The 17,887-nt window shown below is 60.5% G+C and carries 16 protein-coding genes and 1 pseudogene; 10 read left to right on the top strand and 7 right to left on the bottom strand.

All coding sequences use genetic code 11. The annotated features are described in order from the left end of the window. The first annotated feature begins 54 nt into the window (after positions 1 to 54). The 3 genes from LVW35_RS14700 (at position 55) to LVW35_RS14690 (ending at position 3,456) form a co-directional block, all read left to right on the top strand. Positions 55 to 1,662: a bifunctional 3-(3-hydroxy-phenyl)propionate/3-hydroxycinnamic acid hydroxylase gene (locus LVW35_RS14700; protein ID WP_233890816.1), complete on the top strand. Its 1,608-nt coding sequence runs from the start codon at positions 55 to 57 to the stop codon at positions 1,660 to 1,662. After that, complete coding sequence (locus tag LVW35_RS14695; protein ID WP_233890815.1) at positions 1,659 to 2,438, top strand: 2-keto-4-pentenoate hydratase; 780 nt, start codon at positions 1,659 to 1,661, stop codon at positions 2,436 to 2,438. The genes LVW35_RS14700 and LVW35_RS14695 overlap by 4 nt, the downstream gene beginning before the upstream one ends. A gap of 76 nt (positions 2,439 to 2,514) precedes the next feature. Continuing rightward, the gene (locus LVW35_RS14690) at positions 2,515 to 3,456 is read left to right on the top strand and encodes a helix-turn-helix domain-containing protein (protein ID WP_233890814.1); all 942 of its coding nucleotides are present in this window, start codon (positions 2,515 to 2,517) and stop codon (positions 3,454 to 3,456) included. A gap of 126 nt (positions 3,457 to 3,582) precedes the next feature. Here LVW35_RS14690 and LVW35_RS14685 read toward each other — a convergent pair whose 3' ends face one another. The 4 genes from LVW35_RS14685 to LVW35_RS14670 form a co-directional block, all read right to left on the bottom strand. Beyond that, positions 3,583 to 3,945, bottom strand: a complete 363-nt coding sequence (locus tag LVW35_RS14685) for a hypothetical protein (protein WP_233890813.1) — start codon at positions 3,943 to 3,945, stop codon at positions 3,583 to 3,585. Between the two features lie 290 nt (positions 3,946 to 4,235). After that, the gene (locus LVW35_RS14680) at positions 4,236 to 5,327 is read right to left on the bottom strand and encodes an ATP-binding protein (protein ID WP_233890812.1); all 1,092 of its coding nucleotides are present in this window, start codon (positions 5,325 to 5,327) and stop codon (positions 4,236 to 4,238) included. Then, on the bottom strand, positions 5,324 to 6,046 hold the full coding sequence (locus LVW35_RS14675; protein WP_233890811.1) for a response regulator: 723 nt from the start codon (positions 6,044 to 6,046) through the stop codon (positions 5,324 to 5,326). The genes LVW35_RS14680 and LVW35_RS14675 overlap by 4 nt, the downstream gene beginning before the upstream one ends. 163 nt (positions 6,047 to 6,209) lie before the next feature. Then, the gene (locus LVW35_RS14670) at positions 6,210 to 7,037 is read right to left on the bottom strand and encodes an AraC family transcriptional regulator (protein ID WP_233896479.1); all 828 of its coding nucleotides are present in this window, start codon (positions 7,035 to 7,037) and stop codon (positions 6,210 to 6,212) included. A gap of 184 nt (positions 7,038 to 7,221) precedes the next feature. Here LVW35_RS14670 and LVW35_RS14665 point away from each other — a divergent pair, with 184 nt between their 5' ends. From LVW35_RS14665 to LVW35_RS14635, 7 genes are all read left to right on the top strand, one after another. Beyond that, the gene (locus LVW35_RS14665; RefSeq protein ID WP_233890810.1) at positions 7,222 to 8,361 is read left to right on the top strand and encodes a tyramine oxidase subunit B; all 1,140 of its coding nucleotides are present in this window, start codon (positions 7,222 to 7,224) and stop codon (positions 8,359 to 8,361) included. Positions 8,362 to 8,394: 33 nt separating this feature from the next. Further along, the gene (locus LVW35_RS14660; RefSeq protein WP_233890809.1) at positions 8,395 to 8,817 is read left to right on the top strand and encodes a RidA family protein; all 423 of its coding nucleotides are present in this window, start codon (positions 8,395 to 8,397) and stop codon (positions 8,815 to 8,817) included. A gap of 58 nt (positions 8,818 to 8,875) precedes the next feature. Continuing rightward, a complete protein-coding gene (locus LVW35_RS14655) occupies positions 8,876 to 10,168 on the top strand; it encodes an NAD(P)/FAD-dependent oxidoreductase (RefSeq protein WP_233890808.1) in 1,293 nt (430 codons plus the stop codon). A 41-nt stretch (positions 10,169 to 10,209) separates the two neighbouring features. Then, complete coding sequence (locus LVW35_RS14650; protein ID WP_233890807.1) at positions 10,210 to 11,058, top strand: alpha/beta fold hydrolase; 849 nt, start codon at positions 10,210 to 10,212, stop codon at positions 11,056 to 11,058. After that, positions 11,055 to 12,251 carry a multidrug effflux MFS transporter gene (locus tag LVW35_RS14645; protein WP_233890806.1) on the top strand — a complete coding sequence of 399 codons (1,197 nt, stop codon included), beginning with the start codon at positions 11,055 to 11,057 and terminating at the stop codon, positions 12,249 to 12,251. The genes LVW35_RS14650 and LVW35_RS14645 overlap by 4 nt, the downstream gene beginning before the upstream one ends. Before the next feature lie 121 nt (positions 12,252 to 12,372). Then, positions 12,373 to 13,680 (top strand): NAD(P)/FAD-dependent oxidoreductase, encoded by a 1,308-nt coding sequence (locus LVW35_RS14640; RefSeq protein WP_233890805.1) that lies wholly within the window; start codon positions 12,373 to 12,375, stop codon positions 13,678 to 13,680. Between the two features lie 39 nt (positions 13,681 to 13,719). Then, the gene (locus LVW35_RS14635) at positions 13,720 to 14,931 is read left to right on the top strand and encodes an MFS transporter (protein WP_233890804.1); all 1,212 of its coding nucleotides are present in this window, start codon (positions 13,720 to 13,722) and stop codon (positions 14,929 to 14,931) included. Positions 14,932 to 14,947: 16 nt separating this feature from the next. On the opposite strand, the gene LVW35_RS14630 is transcribed toward LVW35_RS14635, so the two are convergent. The 3 genes and pseudogenes from LVW35_RS14630 to LVW35_RS29190 all read right to left on the bottom strand — a co-directional run. Next, entirely contained in the window at positions 14,948 to 15,448 is a 501-nt protein-coding gene (locus tag LVW35_RS14630) for a hypothetical protein (RefSeq protein ID WP_233890803.1), read from the bottom strand. Between the two features lie 103 nt (positions 15,449 to 15,551). Then, positions 15,552 to 16,277 (bottom strand): methyl-accepting chemotaxis protein, encoded by a 726-nt coding sequence (locus LVW35_RS29195; RefSeq protein ID WP_442799683.1) that lies wholly within the window; start codon positions 16,275 to 16,277, stop codon positions 15,552 to 15,554. Between the two features lie 132 nt (positions 16,278 to 16,409). After that, positions 16,410 to 17,435, bottom strand: a pseudogene (locus tag LVW35_RS29190) (HAMP domain-containing protein); the annotation flags it as partial. Between the last annotated feature and the right edge of the window lie 452 nt (positions 17,436 to 17,887).

Below are 17,887 nucleotides of genomic sequence, written 5' to 3'. Positions count from 1 at the left end.
GTAGGACGTTTGCGGCGCCCGATTACAACCACAACAAGAAAGCGGTGAATAGTGATGAAGCAGGAGAAGACCCAGGTTGTCATTGTCGGTGGCGGTCCCAATGGGATCACGGCCGCTCACTATATGGGGATGTACGGTATCGACTGCGTCGTCCTTGAGCTTGCCGACTGCATTCTGCCTTACCCGCGTGCGGTGGGAATGGATGATGAAGCCCTGCGTGTGCTGCAGGGTATCGGCATCGCCGAACTGGCCGTGCGCGACATGATCTGCGATGTGCCCCTGCGCTATTACAACGCACGCGGCGTGTGTTTCGCCGAGGTAAAGCCGAGCGCCGCCCACTATGGCTGGCCCATGCGCAATATTTTCATGCAGCAATTGCTCGAAGGCACGTTGCGCGAAACCCTGGGGCAGCGCGCCAGTGTCGAGCTGCGCCAAGGCCACGAAATGCTTGAACTGGAGCAGGACGCGCAGGGCGTGACCCTACAGGTGCGCGATGCCCAGGGTGAGCTTTATCAATTGAGCGCCGACTATGTAATCGGTGCCGATGGCGGACGTTCCACCGTGCGCAAACAGCTCGGCATCGAGCTGCTGGGACTCACGCATCCGCGCAAGTGGGTGGTGGTCGATACCGCCAATGACACCCTGGACGCGCCCTACACCGCACTGCACGCCGACCCGCAACGGCCATTTGTATGCATCTACCTGCCGTACCAGCAGCGCCGTTGGGAGTTCATGCTGCTGGAGGGTGAAGATGAGGCGAAGATGTGTGACGAGAGCACCATCCGCGACCTGATCCGTGGGCACATCGGCGACGCGGTCGATCAATTGAACATCATCCGCATCCGTGCTTACACCCACCATTCCAGGGTGGCGGCACGGTTTGTCCAGGGGCGCGTGGCGCTGGTGGGCGATGCTGCCCATATATCGCCACCGTGGGCGGGGCAGGGACTCAACTCAGGACTGCGCGATGTCGCCAACGTCGCCTGGAAGCTCGCGGCAATCATCCAGGGGCGTGCCTCACACGCAATTCTCGCGAGCTACGATCAGGAGCGTCGCGGGCACGCCACCGAACTGGTGGCCCTGGCCGACAACATGGGCGCCGTACTGGGGCTGACCAACCCGCTGATGGCGGGCGTGCGCGATTGGTTGTTCCAGGCGGTGAACAGCGTCGACAACCTGCGCTCGCACCTGCTGGAGTTCAAGTTCAAACCCAAGGCTACCCTCGCCAAGGGCCTGGTGCATCACGAACGTGCCGAGTTGCGCGAGGACGATCTGGTGGGCCAGTTGTTTGTGCAGCCGTATATCGAAGATGCCCAGGGACAGCGCCGACGCCTGGATGAAGTGCTGGGCAATTCTTATGCGGTGCTGGGTTATCGGGTCAACCCACGTGCGGACCTCAGCGAACAAATGGCGACGTTCTGGGCGCGCTGGGACACGCGTTTCATTCAAGTCAACCGCTCGCGCAGCGGCAGCGGGCGCCACCAACCGTTGGCTGCCTTGGACGCCCTCAGCGTGGAAGACGTGGATAACCGCCTCGGTGAATGGTTCTCCAAGGTGCGCGACTGCATCGTGGTGGTGCGCCCGGATCGGTTTGTCGCAGCGATTACCACCCCGGAACGGCTTGAAAGTGTATTGCGTAAGTTGGCGGAACAACTGTCATGAACCGTGATAACGCGTTACTGAGCCGTTTGCATCAGGCAGCGCGCTCGGTCCAGGCGATTGCGCCGCTGGCACCCGACGCTTTGGACCGGCATGCGGGCTATGCGCTGCAACGCCAGGCATTGGACAGGCGTCAAGGCGCAGGCGAGCGCTTGAGCGGCTGGAAAATCGCATTCGCCGGTGCTGCCGCGCAGCGGCGCTTCGGCCTCGACGAACCGGTGTATGGCGGCCTGACCGACCGCATGAGCGTGCCGCCCGGCAGTGCGGTGGCGCTCTCGGCGCTGATCCAGCCCAAGTTGGAAATCGAGCTGGCGATCGTGCTGGGGCGCACGCTGGCACCGGGGGACTACAGCGACGAAGAGATCCTGGCGGCCATCAGCGAGGTCGCCCCGGCCTTCGAAATTGCCGATTGCCGTTGGCAAGGCTGGGCGTTTGAAGTGGGCGCCTTTCTCGCCGATAACGCGGCGGCGGGGCTGTATTGCGTGGGGCCGCGCACAGCCTTCGATCCACGGCGGCACGCCAATGTCGCGTATCGCCTGGAGTGCGACGGGGTGCCCAGGGGTGAGGGTGATACCCAGGATCGAGAAGACACACCGCTGGCCAATCTGTGCTGGCTGGTCAGGCGTCTGCTGGCCGACGGTCAGCCAGTGGAAGCCGGGCAGGTCGTGCTGTCCGGCGCATTATTGGCGCCAATGAATATTCAGCCCAGCACCTATCGCCTGCACATGTTTGGCACGGAACTGGCTTTGGCTTTCACGGCGGACGCCGCCCCTGTGTGAACCATAGCTGCCGTCATGGATGACCGAGTCCCTTTCAGGCCGATAACAACAACGGGGCCACCGAGGAACGACAACCATGCTTGCTGAAGTTCGAACTTTCAATGACCCTCAACAACACGCCGGTTCCATCCAGGGCTGGCAGCAGGTGTATGACCAGCTTGGTCGTGGTTGCCTGACCAGCGAGCTGCGGCAGTTGTCCGCCGACCGCTTCCAGATTTTCCAGGAAGTCCTGGACAAACGCGTGGTGCAGCGCGGTTATGCGCCCAAGGGCCGACTGTGTGCGGCCATGTCATTGGGCAACGCGCCGGTCGTCCAGGGACAGCAGGTCGGTGCTCACAGCGTGGTGCTGTTGCGTGACACGGAGGAGTTTGTGTTGCATGCACCGGAAGGCACGCACTTCTTCGCGCTTAACGTCGATATCGTCCGTTTTGCCAAAGTGGCCGCCTTTGAATTGTCGAGCGACCAGCTCAGACGCCTCAAGACCACTTCCCAGCTCAGTGTGGACGACGCGTTACTGCTGCGCATCCGGCAGCGTATTCACCCGCTGTTTCGTCACCTTTTGGAACAAACCGACGCGATCAGTCCCACTGTCGAGAAAATGCTCGAAGACGAATTGCTTAACGCATTCCTCGATTTGTTCAGCAATGCCACGGAGGAGGTGCGCTGCCGTCGCGGCAATTTCGCCGTGAGTGCCTATCTGGTCAAGCGCTGTCAGGAATTGATCGATGCCAGCGGCGACACGCCTTTGAGCATTCTCGACCTGTGCGAACACCTGCGCGTGAGCCGACGGACACTGCAGAACAGTTTTCAGGCAGTGACCGGCATGCGGCCACTTGAGTACTTGCGCAATTTGCGTCTCAATGCGGTCAGACGACGTCTGATCGCAACCTGCTCGAGCGAGAAAAACGTCGGTGAAATCGCCGTGGCCATGGGCTTTTTTCACCTGAGCCATTTCGCTACGCATTACCGCGAGCTGTTCGGCGAATCGCCGTCCGAAACGCGCAGGGCACCGCGCTGAATCCTGCCAGGCCCGGGTCCGGAAGCTCCGTGCCAGCAGCACCCGCACGAACAATTTGTCGGGTTAGGCCCTGGCGATGGTCTTGAGGGTCAGGCTGGCGGATGGCTTTTCTTCGAGCAGGAGGTGTTACGGACGGCATGGGGCACCTGTGGAGCGCGTCGTGCGTTGATAGAGGTCACGGGCGATGTCGAGCAGATAGCGGGCTTCGTCGGTCATCAATAACAGGTCGATCTGGACTTCTTCGATAATGATTTCCACGGTGATCAATATACAAATAGCGGGAGCGATGACCAGCCAGTGGTAATACGACAATGTCACTAATGAAACGCACACGCCGATTAACCACAGCGCCAATACAGACTGCGGCGCGTACCTCTGCAGGGGAATCCAGAAGCGTTGCAACTTTCTCAACTTAAACGTGTAGAGCGTCAGCGACGCTTCCAACTGTTTAAGGTCAATAGCGTTGCGAGCTGAATGCTGTGTCGGCATGACAAGTTATCCACGTGAGAACGTTAAACATCAGAGCCAGGCAGTCGACGATGCGGCTATTCGCTGTCTCGGCGCTCATGGCCCGGCAGCGTTTGGCTGAGCCAGGCGAGATTGACTTCGTTGACTTCCACCCATTCACCCCTGGCGGGAATCCCTTCGCAACTCATGAAAGCAATGCAACGTCCGTGTCTGTCCAGTAAGGCAAAGTGGCGGTACTTTATTGCTCTCTTGAACAGGCAAATAGAGAGACGCATGCCATCACCTTGGTGGGTATCAATAGGTATTAATTGTCAGGCCTGAGTATTGAACAGTGAGGCGCTTGGCCAACTCAGTTCAAACACGGTGCCGCTGTTAATCAGTGTTCGGCAGGTCACTCCACCACCATGGGCGATGGCAATCGCGCGCACCACGGTAAGGCCCAGGCCACTGCCGCCCTGGGCCCGTGAGCGTGAACTTTCGCCGCGCTGGAACGCATCGAAAATGTGCTCGGCGAATGCCGCATCGACCCCCGGGCCTTCATCCGCGACCCTCAGGAAGTGGCCGCGCTCGTCGCCGCCCAGTTCAATGCTGACGGTGCCCGGTGTGGCATGCCGGCGAATATTGTCCAGCAGTGCCAGCAAGGCCTGGCGGATGCGGTCGGGGTCGCAGTGAACAGGGCCCTTGCGCAGGTTCAACTGCAGGACAAAGCCGGCGCTGTTCAAGCTGGGCTCGAACAACCGCGCTTCGGCCTCCAGCGCGTCAGCCAGTTCCACCTCCTTGAGTGCCAGGACCAGGTGGCCGTTATCGCCCATGCCCACCACGCGCAGGTCTTCGACCAGGCGGGTCAAGCCTTCGACCTGGCTCAGCAGGCTGTAGAACTGCGCGGTGTCCGGTTCGAAAACGCCCTCGGCCAGCCCCTGCAGACGCCCGCGCAGGATCGTCAGCGGGGTGCGCAGTTCATGGGCAATGGCGGCGTTCCAGAAGGCTTGCTCCTCGGCCATGTGTTTGAGTCGGTTCGCCATGCTATTGAAGTCATCCACCAACAGGGCGGCTTCGCCCAGGGAAAGATCGGGCGCTACGGCGCGTGCGTCCAGGTCCCCGTCAGCCAGGCTGCGCAGGCTCGTCGCCACCGAATTGAGCGGCATCAGAATGCGTTTGGACAACTTGACGGCCATCGCCACGCCGACCCCCAGGCTGACGCAAGTGATCAAGCCCATCCACAGCCATTCCACGCCCGTGGGCAGCCATTCGTCCGCTTCTATTTCCAACTCCGTGGGCGGCGCCACTGCCCAGAGCACGGCGTAGAACACATAGGAGCCCACCATCGCGAGCGCAATCACGCACAGGACCACGGCCGACATCGACAAGATAATCTGCCGGCTCAAGCTGTTGGCCACTCTCATGCCTGGCTCCCGAACCGGTAGCCGACGCCACGGATGCTGGCCGGTACGCCATGCAGGCCGAGGTCTTCGATCTTGCGGCGCAACTTGCTGATATGGCTGTCGACAGTACGTTCCAAGGTGTCGCTCTCCGGCGAGCAGAGCACCAGCAGTTCGGCACGACTGAACACACGACGCGGTGCCTTGGCCAGCTGCGCGAGCAGGTTGAATTCGGTCACTGTCAGGTGTAACGGCTGTTTTCGCGTACCGATGTAGACGTTCACCTCATGGCTGACGATGTCGATTTCAAAGGCGTCGACGCGCACCACGCTGTGGCCGGCGCCCCGATCACCGCAACGGCGCAGCACGGCCTGGATCCTGGCGATGACTTCCGCCGGGTTGAAGGGCTTGACGATGTAATCGTCCGCACCAATTCGCAGGCCCATCAGCTTGTCCATGTCCTGGTCGTGTGCCGTCAGCATGATCACCGGTGTGTTACCACGATGACGCAACTCCGCCAGCACCATCCACCCGTCCAGCTTGGGCATCATCACGTCGAGCAGCACCAGGTCGGGTTTGAGCTGTTGATGCAGTTCCAGCGCGCGCCGCCCGTCCTGCGCATGGGCGGTACGAAAACCCGCACGCTTGAGGTAGGCCGTGAGGATATCGGCGATTTCCGGCTCGTCTTCGGCGATCAGCACCAGCGCCTGATTGGCGGGCGATGCGAGGAGTGATTCAGTCATGGTCTGCTCGTTCGATGTGCGGTGCTGCTGGTCAATGCGGCAAAGGTGCACTGTGTTTCAGCAACGGAATGAATGATGCACCGCAAGCATGCACGTTCAGCGAAGGGTTTGTGGAGAAATGATGGAGAGGCGAATTAATTTTTCGCAGCGCAGGGGAGGGGGCTCAGGCGAAGCGGATGCGCTCGTTGTAGGCGCTCTGCAGCATTTTTCGCTGGTAATCGCAGGGCGTCGTACTGACCAGCTTCTTGAAGTCGCGCAGAAAGTGCGACTGATCGGAAAAACCCAGGTCCAGGGCCAGCTCCGAGAACGACACATCGTGCCGGGTATTCAGGCTTTCCAGTGCCGCCTGGCAACGAATGATCCGGCAGAACGTCTTGGGTGAGAGGCCGGTGTCCTGGCTGAACTGGCGATGAATGGTGCGGCTGGTATAGCCACTGAGGTCTTCGAGCTGCTGGATGCGCAGGTCACCGCGATGGGCCAACGCCTGCTGGATAACCATGGCGGTCAGCTTCGAGGTCCGGCCCATCAGGCGCGGAGCCAGGTAGTCGTTGAACAGCTTGATCTGGTCCTGCAGCAACGGGGCGTTGACGATGTTTTCGAAAATGCGCTGGGCGAACGCCGACACTTCCAGCAGATCCCATTCCCGTTCGGTCAGGTCCTCGGCCATGACATTGATGAAACCTGGGATCACCCCCGGTGCAAAGCGTACGCCGAAGTAATGATGGCCCTGCAGCAGTTCAACCCGCTGAGCCTCCAGCGGGGTGCCGCAGATCCTCACGCTGGGGCGCGTGGCGTCGCAGTCGAACACGATGTCCACGCAGCCATCCGGCACCGCCAGCAGGTCAGCCGACTGTGCGACGTCGAAGGCATAGAAGTGCGAGATCGCCGGGTGTTCGGAGGGCATGACCGAATACCGCGATGAATTGAGTACGAACCAGGGTTGTTCGTAAGCGGTGTGCTGCCGCAGGGGCGGTGAACACAGGTTGAGCATGACTGGACCTTCCCAGGGATAGATGCGGGAATATTCACGCATTTTTCGCGCCAACTCTTGGGGCCGGATCGAACCTTGATGTCCGAAATCTACAATACCGCCATGAAACGCACGCCGATACTCGACCTCGATAGCGTGGGAGCAGCGCCTACCGCAGCGATAGCCCTTTCAGTCGAGAACAATAATGTCCACTACTACAAAAATAGACTTCATCTACCTGTCCGAGCAGGACATGATCCGTGCTGGCGTCACCGACATGCTCGCCTGTGTGAATACCATGGAAGAGATGTTCGGCCTGCTCTATAGCGGCGACTACCGCATGGCCGGTCCGAACAATGATTCACACGGCGCGATGTTGATGTTCCCGAAAGATTCGCCGTTCCCGAACATGCCCAAGCCGACCGCTGACCGCCGCATGATGGCGATGCCGGCCTATCTGGGCGGCAGCTTCTGCACTGCGGGCGTCAAATGGTACGGCTCCAACATCGCCAACCGCGACAAAGGCCTGCCACGCTCGATCCTGATGTTCACCCTCAATGACCCTGACACCGGTGCCCCATTGGCACACATGTCCGCCAACCTGTTGTCGGCGTATCGCACCGGTGCGATTCCCGGCGTCGGCGCGCGCCACCTGGCCCGCAAGGACGCCAAAGTGGTCGGCCTGCTCGGTCCGGGCGTGATGGGCAAGACCACGCTCGCCGCGTTCATCGCCGTTTGCCCGCACATCGACACTTTGAAGATCAAGGGCCGTGGCGAGAAAAGCCTGAATGATTTTCTTGGCTGGGTGAAGGAAACCTACCCGCAGATAACCACGATTAAGGTAGTCGACAGCCTCGAAGAGGTGGTCCGTGATTCCGACCTTGTTACTTATTGTAGCTCCGGTGAGACAGGCGACCCCTCAACCTACCCAATTGTGAAGCGCGAGTGGGTCAAGCCGGGTTGCTTCATGGCGATGCCGGCATCCTGCTCGCTGGACGAGGGGATGGAGCGTGCCGACGTGCGCAAGGTGCTGGACAACACCGGCCTGTACGAAGCCTGGTTCGAAGAGCTGCCCAAGCCTGCGCACCATTGCGTGCCCGTGATTGGGGTGCGGTTCATGGACATGATCGCCGAAGGCAAGATGCACGCCGACGAACTTGAAGACATCGGCAAGATCGTTGCCGGCGATGCCCAGGGCCGCCACAACGATGAAGAGATCATCATCATGTCGGTGGGCGGCATGCCGGTCGAAGACGTGGCGTGGGGCACGGTGGTGTATCGCAATGCCATCGAAAAAGGCATCGGCGTCAAATTGAACCTGTGGGAAACCCCGGTACTGCGCTAAGCCATTCCTTACCCAACTGACGAGACCTTCAACATGACAAAAATCATCAAGCTCAAGACTGGTTCGCCGTTTGAAGACCAGGCCAGCTATTCGCGCCTGGTGGTGGTGGACAATTGGATCTACGTATCCAATACCGCCGGCCGCAATCCGCAAACCAAATTGATCCCGGAAGACATCCTGGAGCAGACGCACCAGGTGTTCGCCAACATCGAAAATGCCCTGGCCGCCGTGGATGCAAGCCTGACCGATGTGGTGTGCTCGCGGGTGTTCATCCAGGACCCCAAGGACGTGCCGGCGGTAATGGCCCTGATCGGCGAGAAGTTTCGCGGCGTCGACCCGGCCAGTACCGTGACGTGCCCACCATTGGGCTCGACGGTCTACAAGGTGGAACTGGAAGTGACGGCTTACCGCAACGCCTCGAAGGCGCAGGTTGAAGTCATTCGCCTGGCGCAGTAATCCGCTGCACGGCCGTGCGCCCGCGCGGCCGACCTTTATTGTTTTGCGAGTATTGATCATGGCCCCGACTATTGCGCCCGTGAATACGTCCACCCAGTTCCCCACCGCTACGTCCGTCGTCATCATTGGCGGCGGGATCATCGGCCTGACGGCCGCTCTGACTCTGGCCGAACGCAACATCCCGGTGGTGGTGCTGGAAAAAGGCCGTATCGCCGGCGAACAGTCCTCCCGCAACCTGGGCTGGGTGCGCAAGACCAGCCGTCATGCCCACGATATCCCGTTGGCCCTGGCCGCAGACCGCTTGTGGGCGCAAATGCCCGAACGGGTTGGCGCGGATGTGGGCTACCGGCAAGAGGGCATCATGTTCGTCGCGCGCAACGAAGCGCAAATGGCGATGCATGAAAGCTGGCTCAAATCGGTCGAACACCTGTCCCTGGACTCGCGGTTGCTGAGCAATCACGAGATCGCGCAGCGGGTACCGGGCGGCGCGCAGGCGTGGGCCGGCGGTATCTATACGCCGTCCGATGCGCGCGCCGAGCCGACCCTGGCCAGCAGTGCGATTGCCAAGGCCGCCATGGCCCTGGGCGTGGTGATCATCGAACAGTGCGCGGTGCGTACGTTGCAGAGGTCCGCCGGCAAGGTCAGCGGCGTGGTCACTGAAAAAGGCGAGATCCGCTGCGATCAGGTGTTGCTGGCCGGTGGCATGTGGTCGCGGCGCTTCCTGGGCAACCTCGGCGTGTCATTGCCGACCCTGGCCTTGACCTGTTCGGTGTTGCGTACCCAGCCGATGCAAGGCCCCACCGAAATAGCCGTGGGCGCGCCGGATTTTTCCTTTCGCAAACACAAGGACGGCGGCTTCATCATTACCCAGCGCGGCAAGCTGGACGCCTTCCTGACCTTGGACCACCTGTTGCTGGCCAAGCAATACATGCCTCAGTTCCGTGCGCAGCGCAGCGTGTTGAATGTGTCGCTGGGCAAGTACTTTTTCAAAGATCTCGCGTTGTCACGGCGTTGGTCGGCTGACAGTCTGAGCCCGTTCGAACGGGTGCGCGTGCAGGACCCGGCCGCCAACCCGCAGCTCAATAACGATGCGATGAACAATCTCATCGCGGCCTGGCCGGTATTCGAGCAAGCGAGGATCGCCCAAGCCTGGGCCGGTACGATCGATGTGACCCCGGATTCCAACCCGGTGATCGGCGCGGTCGCGCAAATCCCCGGCCTGAGCGTGGCCACCGGTTTCTCCGGGCACGGCTTCGGCACATCGCCGGCGGCGGGACAGTTGGCGGCTGATATTGTCAGTGGGCACACCCCGATCATCGATCCGAGCCCGTATCGCTTCGATCGTTTCTAACCCGGCCCCAACCCATGCCACTGCAGGCGCGGAGCAACGCTATGCACCCACACAGCAGTTTCTTCACCAATCGCGCAGGCCTGAACCTGCATGTTCTACGCTGGGGCAACCCCAACGGCGTGCCTCTGGTCCTGCTGCACGGTTTGCGTGCCTACGCGCAGACCTGGGAATCACTGGTCGAGGCGCTCGACCCTGTTTGGTGCGTCTACGCCCTGGACCAGCGTGGTCGCGGCCTGAGCGACTGGGCACCGCCCGCCAGCTACCACACGCAGTCCTATGTCGAGGACTTGGAGGATTTTGTCAGCCACGCCGGCCTGCGGCATTTCGTCTTGCTGGGGCACTCGCTGGGCGGCGCCAACGCATTGGAATACGCACGGCAAAACCCGGGCCGCCTGCTGGGCCTGATCATTGAAGACATCGGTCCCGGTTCTTCGAGCCAGGGTGACGGCGCCGCACGCATTCGCCGCGAGATGAACCAGACCCCATTGCAATTCGACAATTGGGAGGCCGCACGCGCGTTCTGGCAAATGTCACGCCCTGGCTTGTCGGAGCAGGGCCTGGCCTCCCGGCTGGCCCATTCGATGAAAGCAAGCGCCGGCGCTATCACCTGGCGCCACGATCAGCAAGGCATTGCCGAGGCGCGCCTGAGTATCGAGCCGACCGACCTGTGGCCAGCGGTGCGCGCCCTGGATTGCCCGACCCTGTTCATCCGCGGCGCGCGCTCGGATTTCTTGCCGGCGACGACGTTGCAAGCCATGCGCGACAGTAATGCGCAGGTGCGCACCGCCGAAGTCGCGGACGCAAGCCACTACGTGCATGACGATCAGAGCGAGACGTTCAACCGGCTGGTCATCGCGTTCCTTGACAGCCTCGCGATCCCCAGCCAATGAAACCGCGAGCACGCCTGATTGTATTGCTCTCATCACTGACGGCCTTCGGGCCGTTTTCGATTGACACTTACCTGCCCAGCTTCCCGCAAATCGCCGAGGACCTGTCGACCAGCACCGCGCAAGTGCAGCACACCATCAGCGCGTTTCTCGCCGGACTGTGCCTGGGCATGCTGTGCTACGGCCCGTTGTCCGACCGCTATGGCCGGCGCCCGTTGCTGCTCGGCAGCCTGGTGTTGTACGTGGCGGCGACCCTGGGTTGTCTGTTTGCCGGCAGTGTCGAACAACTGATTGCCTGGCGCTTTTTCCAGGCGCTGGGGGGCGCGGGCGCGCTGGTGCTGGCTCGCGCCGTTGCCAGGGACCTTGTCGGCCTGGTGGAGGCCGCCAGAGTGCTGTCGTGGATGCACGTGCTGACCATGATGGCGACACTGGTCGCGCCGATGATCGGCACCTGGCTGGTGCTGATCCAGGGCTGGCGCACGATCTTCGCCGCGTTGTTCATTCTGTCCAGCCTGTGCCTGCTGCTGGTCGCTTTGACCCTGAAGGAAAGTTTGCCCGTGCAGCAGCGCGGTGCGTCCGTGCAGGCGGCGTTCGCGGCCTACCTTGCCATCGCCCGGCAACCGAAGGCGGTGGCACTGATCCTGTGCATGGCCCTGGCGTTTGGCGGCATGTTCGCCTTTATCACCGCGTCGCCTTTTGTGTACGTCGTGTACTTCGGCGTCTCGCCGCGGGTGTTCAGCGCATTGTTCGCCCTGAATATCCTCGGCATCATCCTGGTGACCTTTATCAACGCACGCTGGGTGGGCCGTTTCGGCCCGCAACGCATGCTCGGGGTAGGCGCGGTGCTGGCGAGCGGGGCAGGGCTGGCGCTGATGCTGGTCGGGGCTACCGAATGGGGCGGGCTGGCGAGCATCGTGTGTTGCATGGTGCTGTACATGGGCGTGACTGGTTTGATCGGCGCCAATTGCATGGCGAGTCTGATGACGCTGTTTCCACGCCAGGCCGGCGCGAGCGTGGCCTTGGGAGTTTCGGTGCAATTCGCCACCGGGGCGCTGGCCAGTCTGTGGGTCAGCCACTTGGCTGATGGCACCGCCTGGCCAATGTGCCTGGTGGTGGGGTGTTGCGGGTTGGGCTCGTTGCTTGCTTATGGTGCGATCCTTCGCATGCCTGCCCGGGCGGTCGCCATGCAGGCTTGAGTCAACGTGCGAATGAGTGTCAGCCCTGACCAAGAATTCGGCAATATTGGACATGCCAGTCAAGCCAATCCGTTCCACACTGTAGACGTGATAGGCCCTGATAATAAAAAGGTAGGCTGGTATGTCGCTGTCTCTGGAAAACCCTTCTTCGTACTACACCATGACCCGAAAATACGACCTGCACTATCGGGACCTCGAAGCAGATATCGAGGCTGAGGTCGTGATCATCGGGGGCGGTTTTTCGGGTATCAACACCGCGCTGGAACTGGCCGAGCGGGGCATCACCAACGTGGTGGTGCTGGAAGCCAATTACCTGGGCTTCGGCGGTTCGGGTCGTAATGGAGGCCACGTCATGGCGGGCATCGGCCATGATCTGGAGAACATCGAAAAGGACGTCGGCCCCGAGGGACTCAAGGCAATCTTCGAGATCAGCGACCTGGGCGCGAGCCTGATCAGGCAGCGCATCGCTCGGTATGACATCCAGGCTGACTTCCGCCACGGTTACGGTTACATGGGGTTCAACAAACGTCAGGGCAAGCTCTTGCAGTCCTGGGCCAAAGACTTCCAGAGCCTGAACCCGGATCAGGAAATCGCTTACCTGGAAGGTTCAGAGGTACGCAGTATTGTCGGGGCCGATATCTATACCTGCGCGCTCAAGCATATGGGCAATGGGCATATCCATTCGCTGAACCTGCTGCTGGGGCAGGCGCAGGCCTTTACCGAAATTCATGAAGGCAGGATTTTCGAGCAGTCACCTGTGCTTGAAGTGAACTATGGGCCCAAAATCACCGTGCGCACGGCGAAAGGTTCGGTCAAGGCTAACAAGCTGCTGTTTGCATGCGGGGCGTTTCTCAACAAGCTGGACCGGTCACTCGACAAGTCCACCATCAACGTCTACGCGTTCAATACGGTCACCGAGCCGCTGACCAACGAAATGATCGAGCGCATCAGCCCGATCCGTGGTGCCTTCAGCGATATCACGCCGATCATCGATTATTACCGGATCACGGCGGATAACCGGCTGATGTACGGCACCGCCGGCATGCTGCTTGAGTATGTCCCGCTGGACCTGAAGGCGTGGAACCACAAAAAGATGCTGAGGCTGTTTCCCTACCTTGCCACTACCAAAATCGATTTGGCATGGGGAGGCCCGATGGATTGCTCGTTGAACCTCTTTCCGCAGGTCGGCACGTTGGATGAGCATTCAAATGTGTTCTATGTGCAGGGCTATTCCGGGTTCGGAGTCACGCCCAGCCAGGTGATCGCCAGAGTCATCGCCGACGGCATGAGCGGCGGCTCGCCGGCCTGGGACGCGATGAGTTCGATTCCGCGCAAGCGTATTTTCGGCAAGGACCGCTTCAGGGCCGTGCTGTGCTCCCTGGGCAAGGTTTCTCGCCAACTCAATGCCTACCGTGTAGGCCGTCGTTAAGCATACGTCCGATTCTGTTTATCAAGCCGGGATACCTGAATGAAAACTACAAAAAAAAATCCGATCGATAAAACCTCCGTCTACCTGTGTGCAGGGCTTGTCTCGGGGGCGGGCGCACTGTTATTGAACGTTCTACCCGTGCTGTTTGGGGCGTTTGCCGAGCGATTCGGGCTTGGCGAACACCAGCTGGGTAATCTCGCGATGGCCATGAATCTTGGGTTTGGCGCGTTCGGGCTGGCGTCATTGCTATGGATTCACCGGCTTAGCTGGCGAGTTATTTCGGCGCTTTCGTCGGCGCTGGTGGTGGGCGCGGTGTTGTTTGTCCTGCGCGAGCCTTCTTATGAAATGCTGTTGGTGATCATGGCTTTGGCGGGCGCTGGGACAGGCGCGTTGTATGCGTTGGCCATGACGATTTTCGGTGACAGCTCTCAGCCTGAACGTGCGTTTGGTTTCAAGCTGGGTATCGAGACGGTACCGGGCGCCTTCCTGCTCATCCTGCTACCGGTTGCGGTGGCGCCGGTGTGGGGCTTTGAAGGCATGTTGATCACCATCGCCCTTGCCATGGTGGTGATGGGCATTCTGCCGCTGCCATGGGTGCCGCGCCGTAGCGAGCGCCAATTGGACGCATCCGACGCTGCTGTGCAGATTGCCAGCACCGAGAGTCGCGCCATCGTATGGTTGAGTCTGGTGGCCAGCCTGGTTTTCCTGACCGGCATCATGTCGGTGTGGGCGTTCCTCGAACTGATGGGGAAAAAGACCGGGCTGACCTCCGATACCATCGGGATGGTGCTGGCGCTGGGCTTTTTGATCAATGCAGGCGGCGGTTTCATCGCATCGGCGATCGGCCTCAAGGTGGGGCGCTTCATGCCGGTGGCGGTAATTATCCTCGCGGAGTTGCTGGGCCTGGTGGCGTTGGCGCAGTTCGCCTCTCTGACGACCTATGTCGTAGGGGTTATCTGCTTTCTGTTTTCGATCAGCTTCGTGCTGGCTTATACCTTTGGCGTCATGGCCGAATTCGATCTTTCGGGCAAGCTTGTCGCGCTGGGTGCGCTGTGCCTGTCTCTCGGAGCGGCATTTGGGCCGGCGATCGGTGGGTTCTTGATTGAGGCGTTTGGATATTCAGCGGTATTGGTGTTCTCTGGAGCCTGTTCGGTGTCGGTTCTGGCCATCTATGGTGCTGCGGTGTTGAAGGCTCAACTGGCGTTCAATCGCGCCAGGGATTCAGACACCGCAGTCATGTCCAGACTGTAAGTCAGGTGACAAGCTGTTATTCAGCGCGCACCGCATTGTTGCGTTGAGCGTTGACGAACGCCGCCAGGCGTTCGCTGGCGGTGGCGTAATCATCCTTGTTTGCCAGGGCAAACGCTTCAACCTGGACATTTTCCTGGTGCAACACATACTGATAGAAACTCTCATGCCGTGCAGGCACCTGCGCGGCATCGGAATTCAGCTCTTTGTAATACTCCCCGGTGGCCTGCGCCATGGTCTTGATCATGCGCTTGGGCGCCAGCCAGTAGTACAAAGCCGCTGACTGGCCTTTGAGCCATGCGCTGAAGCGGTTGGGCTCTACACGCAATTGTGTGGCCGGTACTGCGTAGATCTCCTCATTCAACGTTTCAAGCGCCTGATAGCTACTCCAGAATTGCCTGGCCGCCTGCGGCTGATCCCGATTCAGAATGGCTTCGATGGCGTAGCGAGCCGTGGCTCGGTTGGTGACTTCCTTGTGCATCAGCGCCGCAAATGCGGTTTCATCTGTTTTTGAATTCATATTCGTCTCGGCAAGTACAGGTGTGCATGTCAGGGCTAACGTCAGTAAAGCGATCTTAAACATGGGTGCATCCTGGGTGATGGAAAGGGGGCCGGCCGTGCACTCAGGTCTTGAACTTCTGCACTAGCGCTTGTTGCTCGGTGGCCAGTTCGTTCAGTTGCTGGCTGATGTTCGCCGAGCGTTCGGCCTGGGTCGAAAGCGAGGCCGTGACGTCGCGCACCGCTTCGACGTTGCGATTGATCTCTTCGGCGACGCTGCTCTGTTCTTCCGTGGCGCAGGCTATCTGTACGTTCATGTCGGTGATGATGCCGACCGCCGTGCGGATCTGTTCCAGCGCGTCAAGTGCCAGGCGCGCCTCGGTGGCATTTTGTTGGGCCAGGTCATGACTCTGCTGCATCGCCGTCGTCACATCGTGGGTGCCGTTGTGCAGGTTTTCGACCACGACACCGATCTCTTCGACCGACGCCTGCGTGCGCTGGGCGAGGCTTCGGACTTCATCGGCCACCACTGCAAATCCTCGACCTGCATCACCGGCCCGCGCGGCTTCGATAGCGGCATTGAGGGCGAGCAGATTGGTTTGCCGAGCGATAGAGAGAATGACTTCCATGACCGTGCCTATCTGTTGACTGCTCGACGACAATGCTTGCAGACGCACCATGCCTTTGCTCATGCCGGTGGCCAGGGCCTGGATGCCCTGGGCCGTGTTTTCGATCACGCGCACCCCATTGCCGGTGGCCTGGTCGGCATGCCGCGCGGCATCCGCTGCCTGCGCGGCGCTCCGGGCGGCATCCTGCGACGTCGCTGACATCTCGTGCAGGGCGGTGGCCATTTGTTCGAACTCGCGAATCTGCTGTTGCATGCCGGCATGGGTGCGGCTGGAGACCTGGGCCGACTGGTCGGCCGTCTCGCGTGCGTTATGGACGGCCCGCTGCACCGCAGCGATCACCGGTTGCAATTGATCCAGGAACCGGTCGAAGGCGTTGCACACTCGGCCCAGTTCATCCCTGGCCGGGTACGCCAAGCGCCGCGTGAGATCGCCTTCGCCATCGGCGATATCCTCCAGCATTCGAGCCACGCGCAGCAGGGGGCGGGTAACGCTGCGGGCCGTCAGCCACATCATTGCGACCCCCAGTATCGCTGCCGCAATGCCCAGGACGAGTTCAAGCAGCAGGCTTCTAACGCGTTGCGCGTGCATCTGGTCCTTCAAGTTAACCACCGGGGCAGCCAATATGTCTTTTTTGATGGTGACGACCACGCCCCACGGTGTTGTATCGGCGAACGGCCGGATCGGCACGATTACGCTGATTCGTTGATCATTTTCAAGGGTGCGCACCTGCGCTTCGCGCATAGCCTTGAGCGCATCGGCCGCCTGTGCGGGAATTATCGTTTGCAACTGCTTGCCCAGTTGCTCCGGGTGAAGGCTGTCACCGGCGATTACGCCCGCCGCGCTCACAATCGAAATGCCGCCCTGGCCGTCATAGATACTGGCGCTGGCTTTTTGAGCATTCCGTTGCAAGGTCTCCAGGCTGATGTCCATTCCCAGCACTGCCACGACTTTGCCGTTTTCAATCAGCGGCATGGCAATCGTGGTGACCAGCCGCGCTGGCGCGCTTGAAGTGTCGACGTAAGGGTCGAGCAGGCAGGCTTTGGCATGGTCGCGGGCGCAGGTGAAGAAGGTGTTGAACGGCGCGCCACTGGGGCCTAGCGAGGTATTGGCTAAGAGCTGTTCATCGCCCGGGATCATTTCCAGCTTGCCGGGCGAGGGCTGCAGCCAGTACATCGAGAAGCGCCCGCTGTCGTTGCTGGCCAGCGCTTGCTGGCCTTTGAATTCTGTATCGTGACCATCCAAAGCGTCGGGTTCGAAGGCAACGAACAGGCCCAGCAACTCGGGGCGTTCGGTAATTGCCTTTCGCAGTACCTGTGCCAAGTCCTTCCTCAGTGCGCGGGATGCCGCCGGACTCTTGTCGGCGCGATCACGCAGGTGCATCACCTGACGGCTGAGGCCTTGACCAAACTCGTACGTTTGGCTGAATCCTTGTTGGATGGTCAGGGCCTGGGATTGACCTTCGGCCTGCAAGTTGCGTTGGGCGGCCGTGAGCAACAACTGACCCGACGCGCCGAGCATCAAATCTTCACTAGTTTGGCGTTGCTCAAGGGACAGTCCCACAACCAGTGCCAATATTGCGGCCAGGCAGACGCTTGCCAGCAAGGCGATCTTGTTTTGAATACTCAATGCGAGAGTCATGGTGTGTTGGATTCCGCAGCGGGTGGTTGACACCACAGGCTATCGGGCTTGGGCTGCAAACTATATGTGCTGGCGCCCTTGCACAAAGGCTTGGCAGCGGCAGACAAATAACGGCCTCCCAGTGGATTCTTTCACGAGTTGGCGCGCTCTGTGCTTGGTCAATAAAAGTGGACTTTTTTGTTACCAAAATCACG

The organism is Pseudomonas sp. HN11 (genome assembly GCF_021390155.1).
Classification (GTDB): Bacteria; Pseudomonadota; Gammaproteobacteria; order Pseudomonadales; family Pseudomonadaceae; genus Aquipseudomonas.
This window is presented reverse-complemented; position numbering and strand designations above follow the sequence as displayed.

Coding starts and splice junctions, on each gene's coding strand:
- LVW35_RS14630 (WP_233890803.1), bottom strand. CDS start 15,448: ATGAATTCAAAAACAGATGAAACCGCATTTGCGGCGCTGATGCACAAG.
- LVW35_RS14660 (WP_233890809.1), top strand. CDS start 8,395: ATGACAAAAATCATCAAGCTCAAGACTGGTTCGCCGTTTGAAGACCAG.
- LVW35_RS29195 (WP_442799683.1), bottom strand. CDS start 16,277: ATGGCCACCGCCCTGCACGAGATGTCAGCGACGTCGCAGGATGCCGCC.
- LVW35_RS14675 (WP_233890811.1), bottom strand. CDS start 6,046: ATGACTGAATCACTCCTCGCATCGCCCGCCAATCAGGCGCTGGTGCTG.
- LVW35_RS14640 (WP_233890805.1), top strand. CDS start 12,373: ATGTCGCTGTCTCTGGAAAACCCTTCTTCGTACTACACCATGACCCGA.
- LVW35_RS14680 (WP_233890812.1), bottom strand. CDS start 5,327: ATGAGAGTGGCCAACAGCTTGAGCCGGCAGATTATCTTGTCGATGTCG.
- LVW35_RS14665 (WP_233890810.1), top strand. CDS start 7,222: ATGTCCACTACTACAAAAATAGACTTCATCTACCTGTCCGAGCAGGAC.
- LVW35_RS14670 (WP_233896479.1), bottom strand. CDS start 7,037: ATGCTCAACCTGTGTTCACCGCCCCTGCGGCAGCACACCGCTTACGAA.
- LVW35_RS14695 (WP_233890815.1), top strand. CDS start 1,659: ATGAACCGTGATAACGCGTTACTGAGCCGTTTGCATCAGGCAGCGCGC.
- LVW35_RS14685 (WP_233890813.1), bottom strand. CDS start 3,945: ATGCCGACACAGCATTCAGCTCGCAACGCTATTGACCTTAAACAGTTG.
- LVW35_RS14635 (WP_233890804.1), top strand. CDS start 13,720: ATGAAAACTACAAAAAAAAATCCGATCGATAAAACCTCCGTCTACCTG.
- LVW35_RS14645 (WP_233890806.1), top strand. CDS start 11,055: ATGAAACCGCGAGCACGCCTGATTGTATTGCTCTCATCACTGACGGCC.
- LVW35_RS14700 (WP_233890816.1), top strand. CDS start 55: ATGAAGCAGGAGAAGACCCAGGTTGTCATTGTCGGTGGCGGTCCCAAT.
- LVW35_RS14650 (WP_233890807.1), top strand. CDS start 10,210: ATGCACCCACACAGCAGTTTCTTCACCAATCGCGCAGGCCTGAACCTG.
- LVW35_RS14655 (WP_233890808.1), top strand. CDS start 8,876: ATGGCCCCGACTATTGCGCCCGTGAATACGTCCACCCAGTTCCCCACC.
- LVW35_RS14690 (WP_233890814.1), top strand. CDS start 2,515: ATGCTTGCTGAAGTTCGAACTTTCAATGACCCTCAACAACACGCCGGT.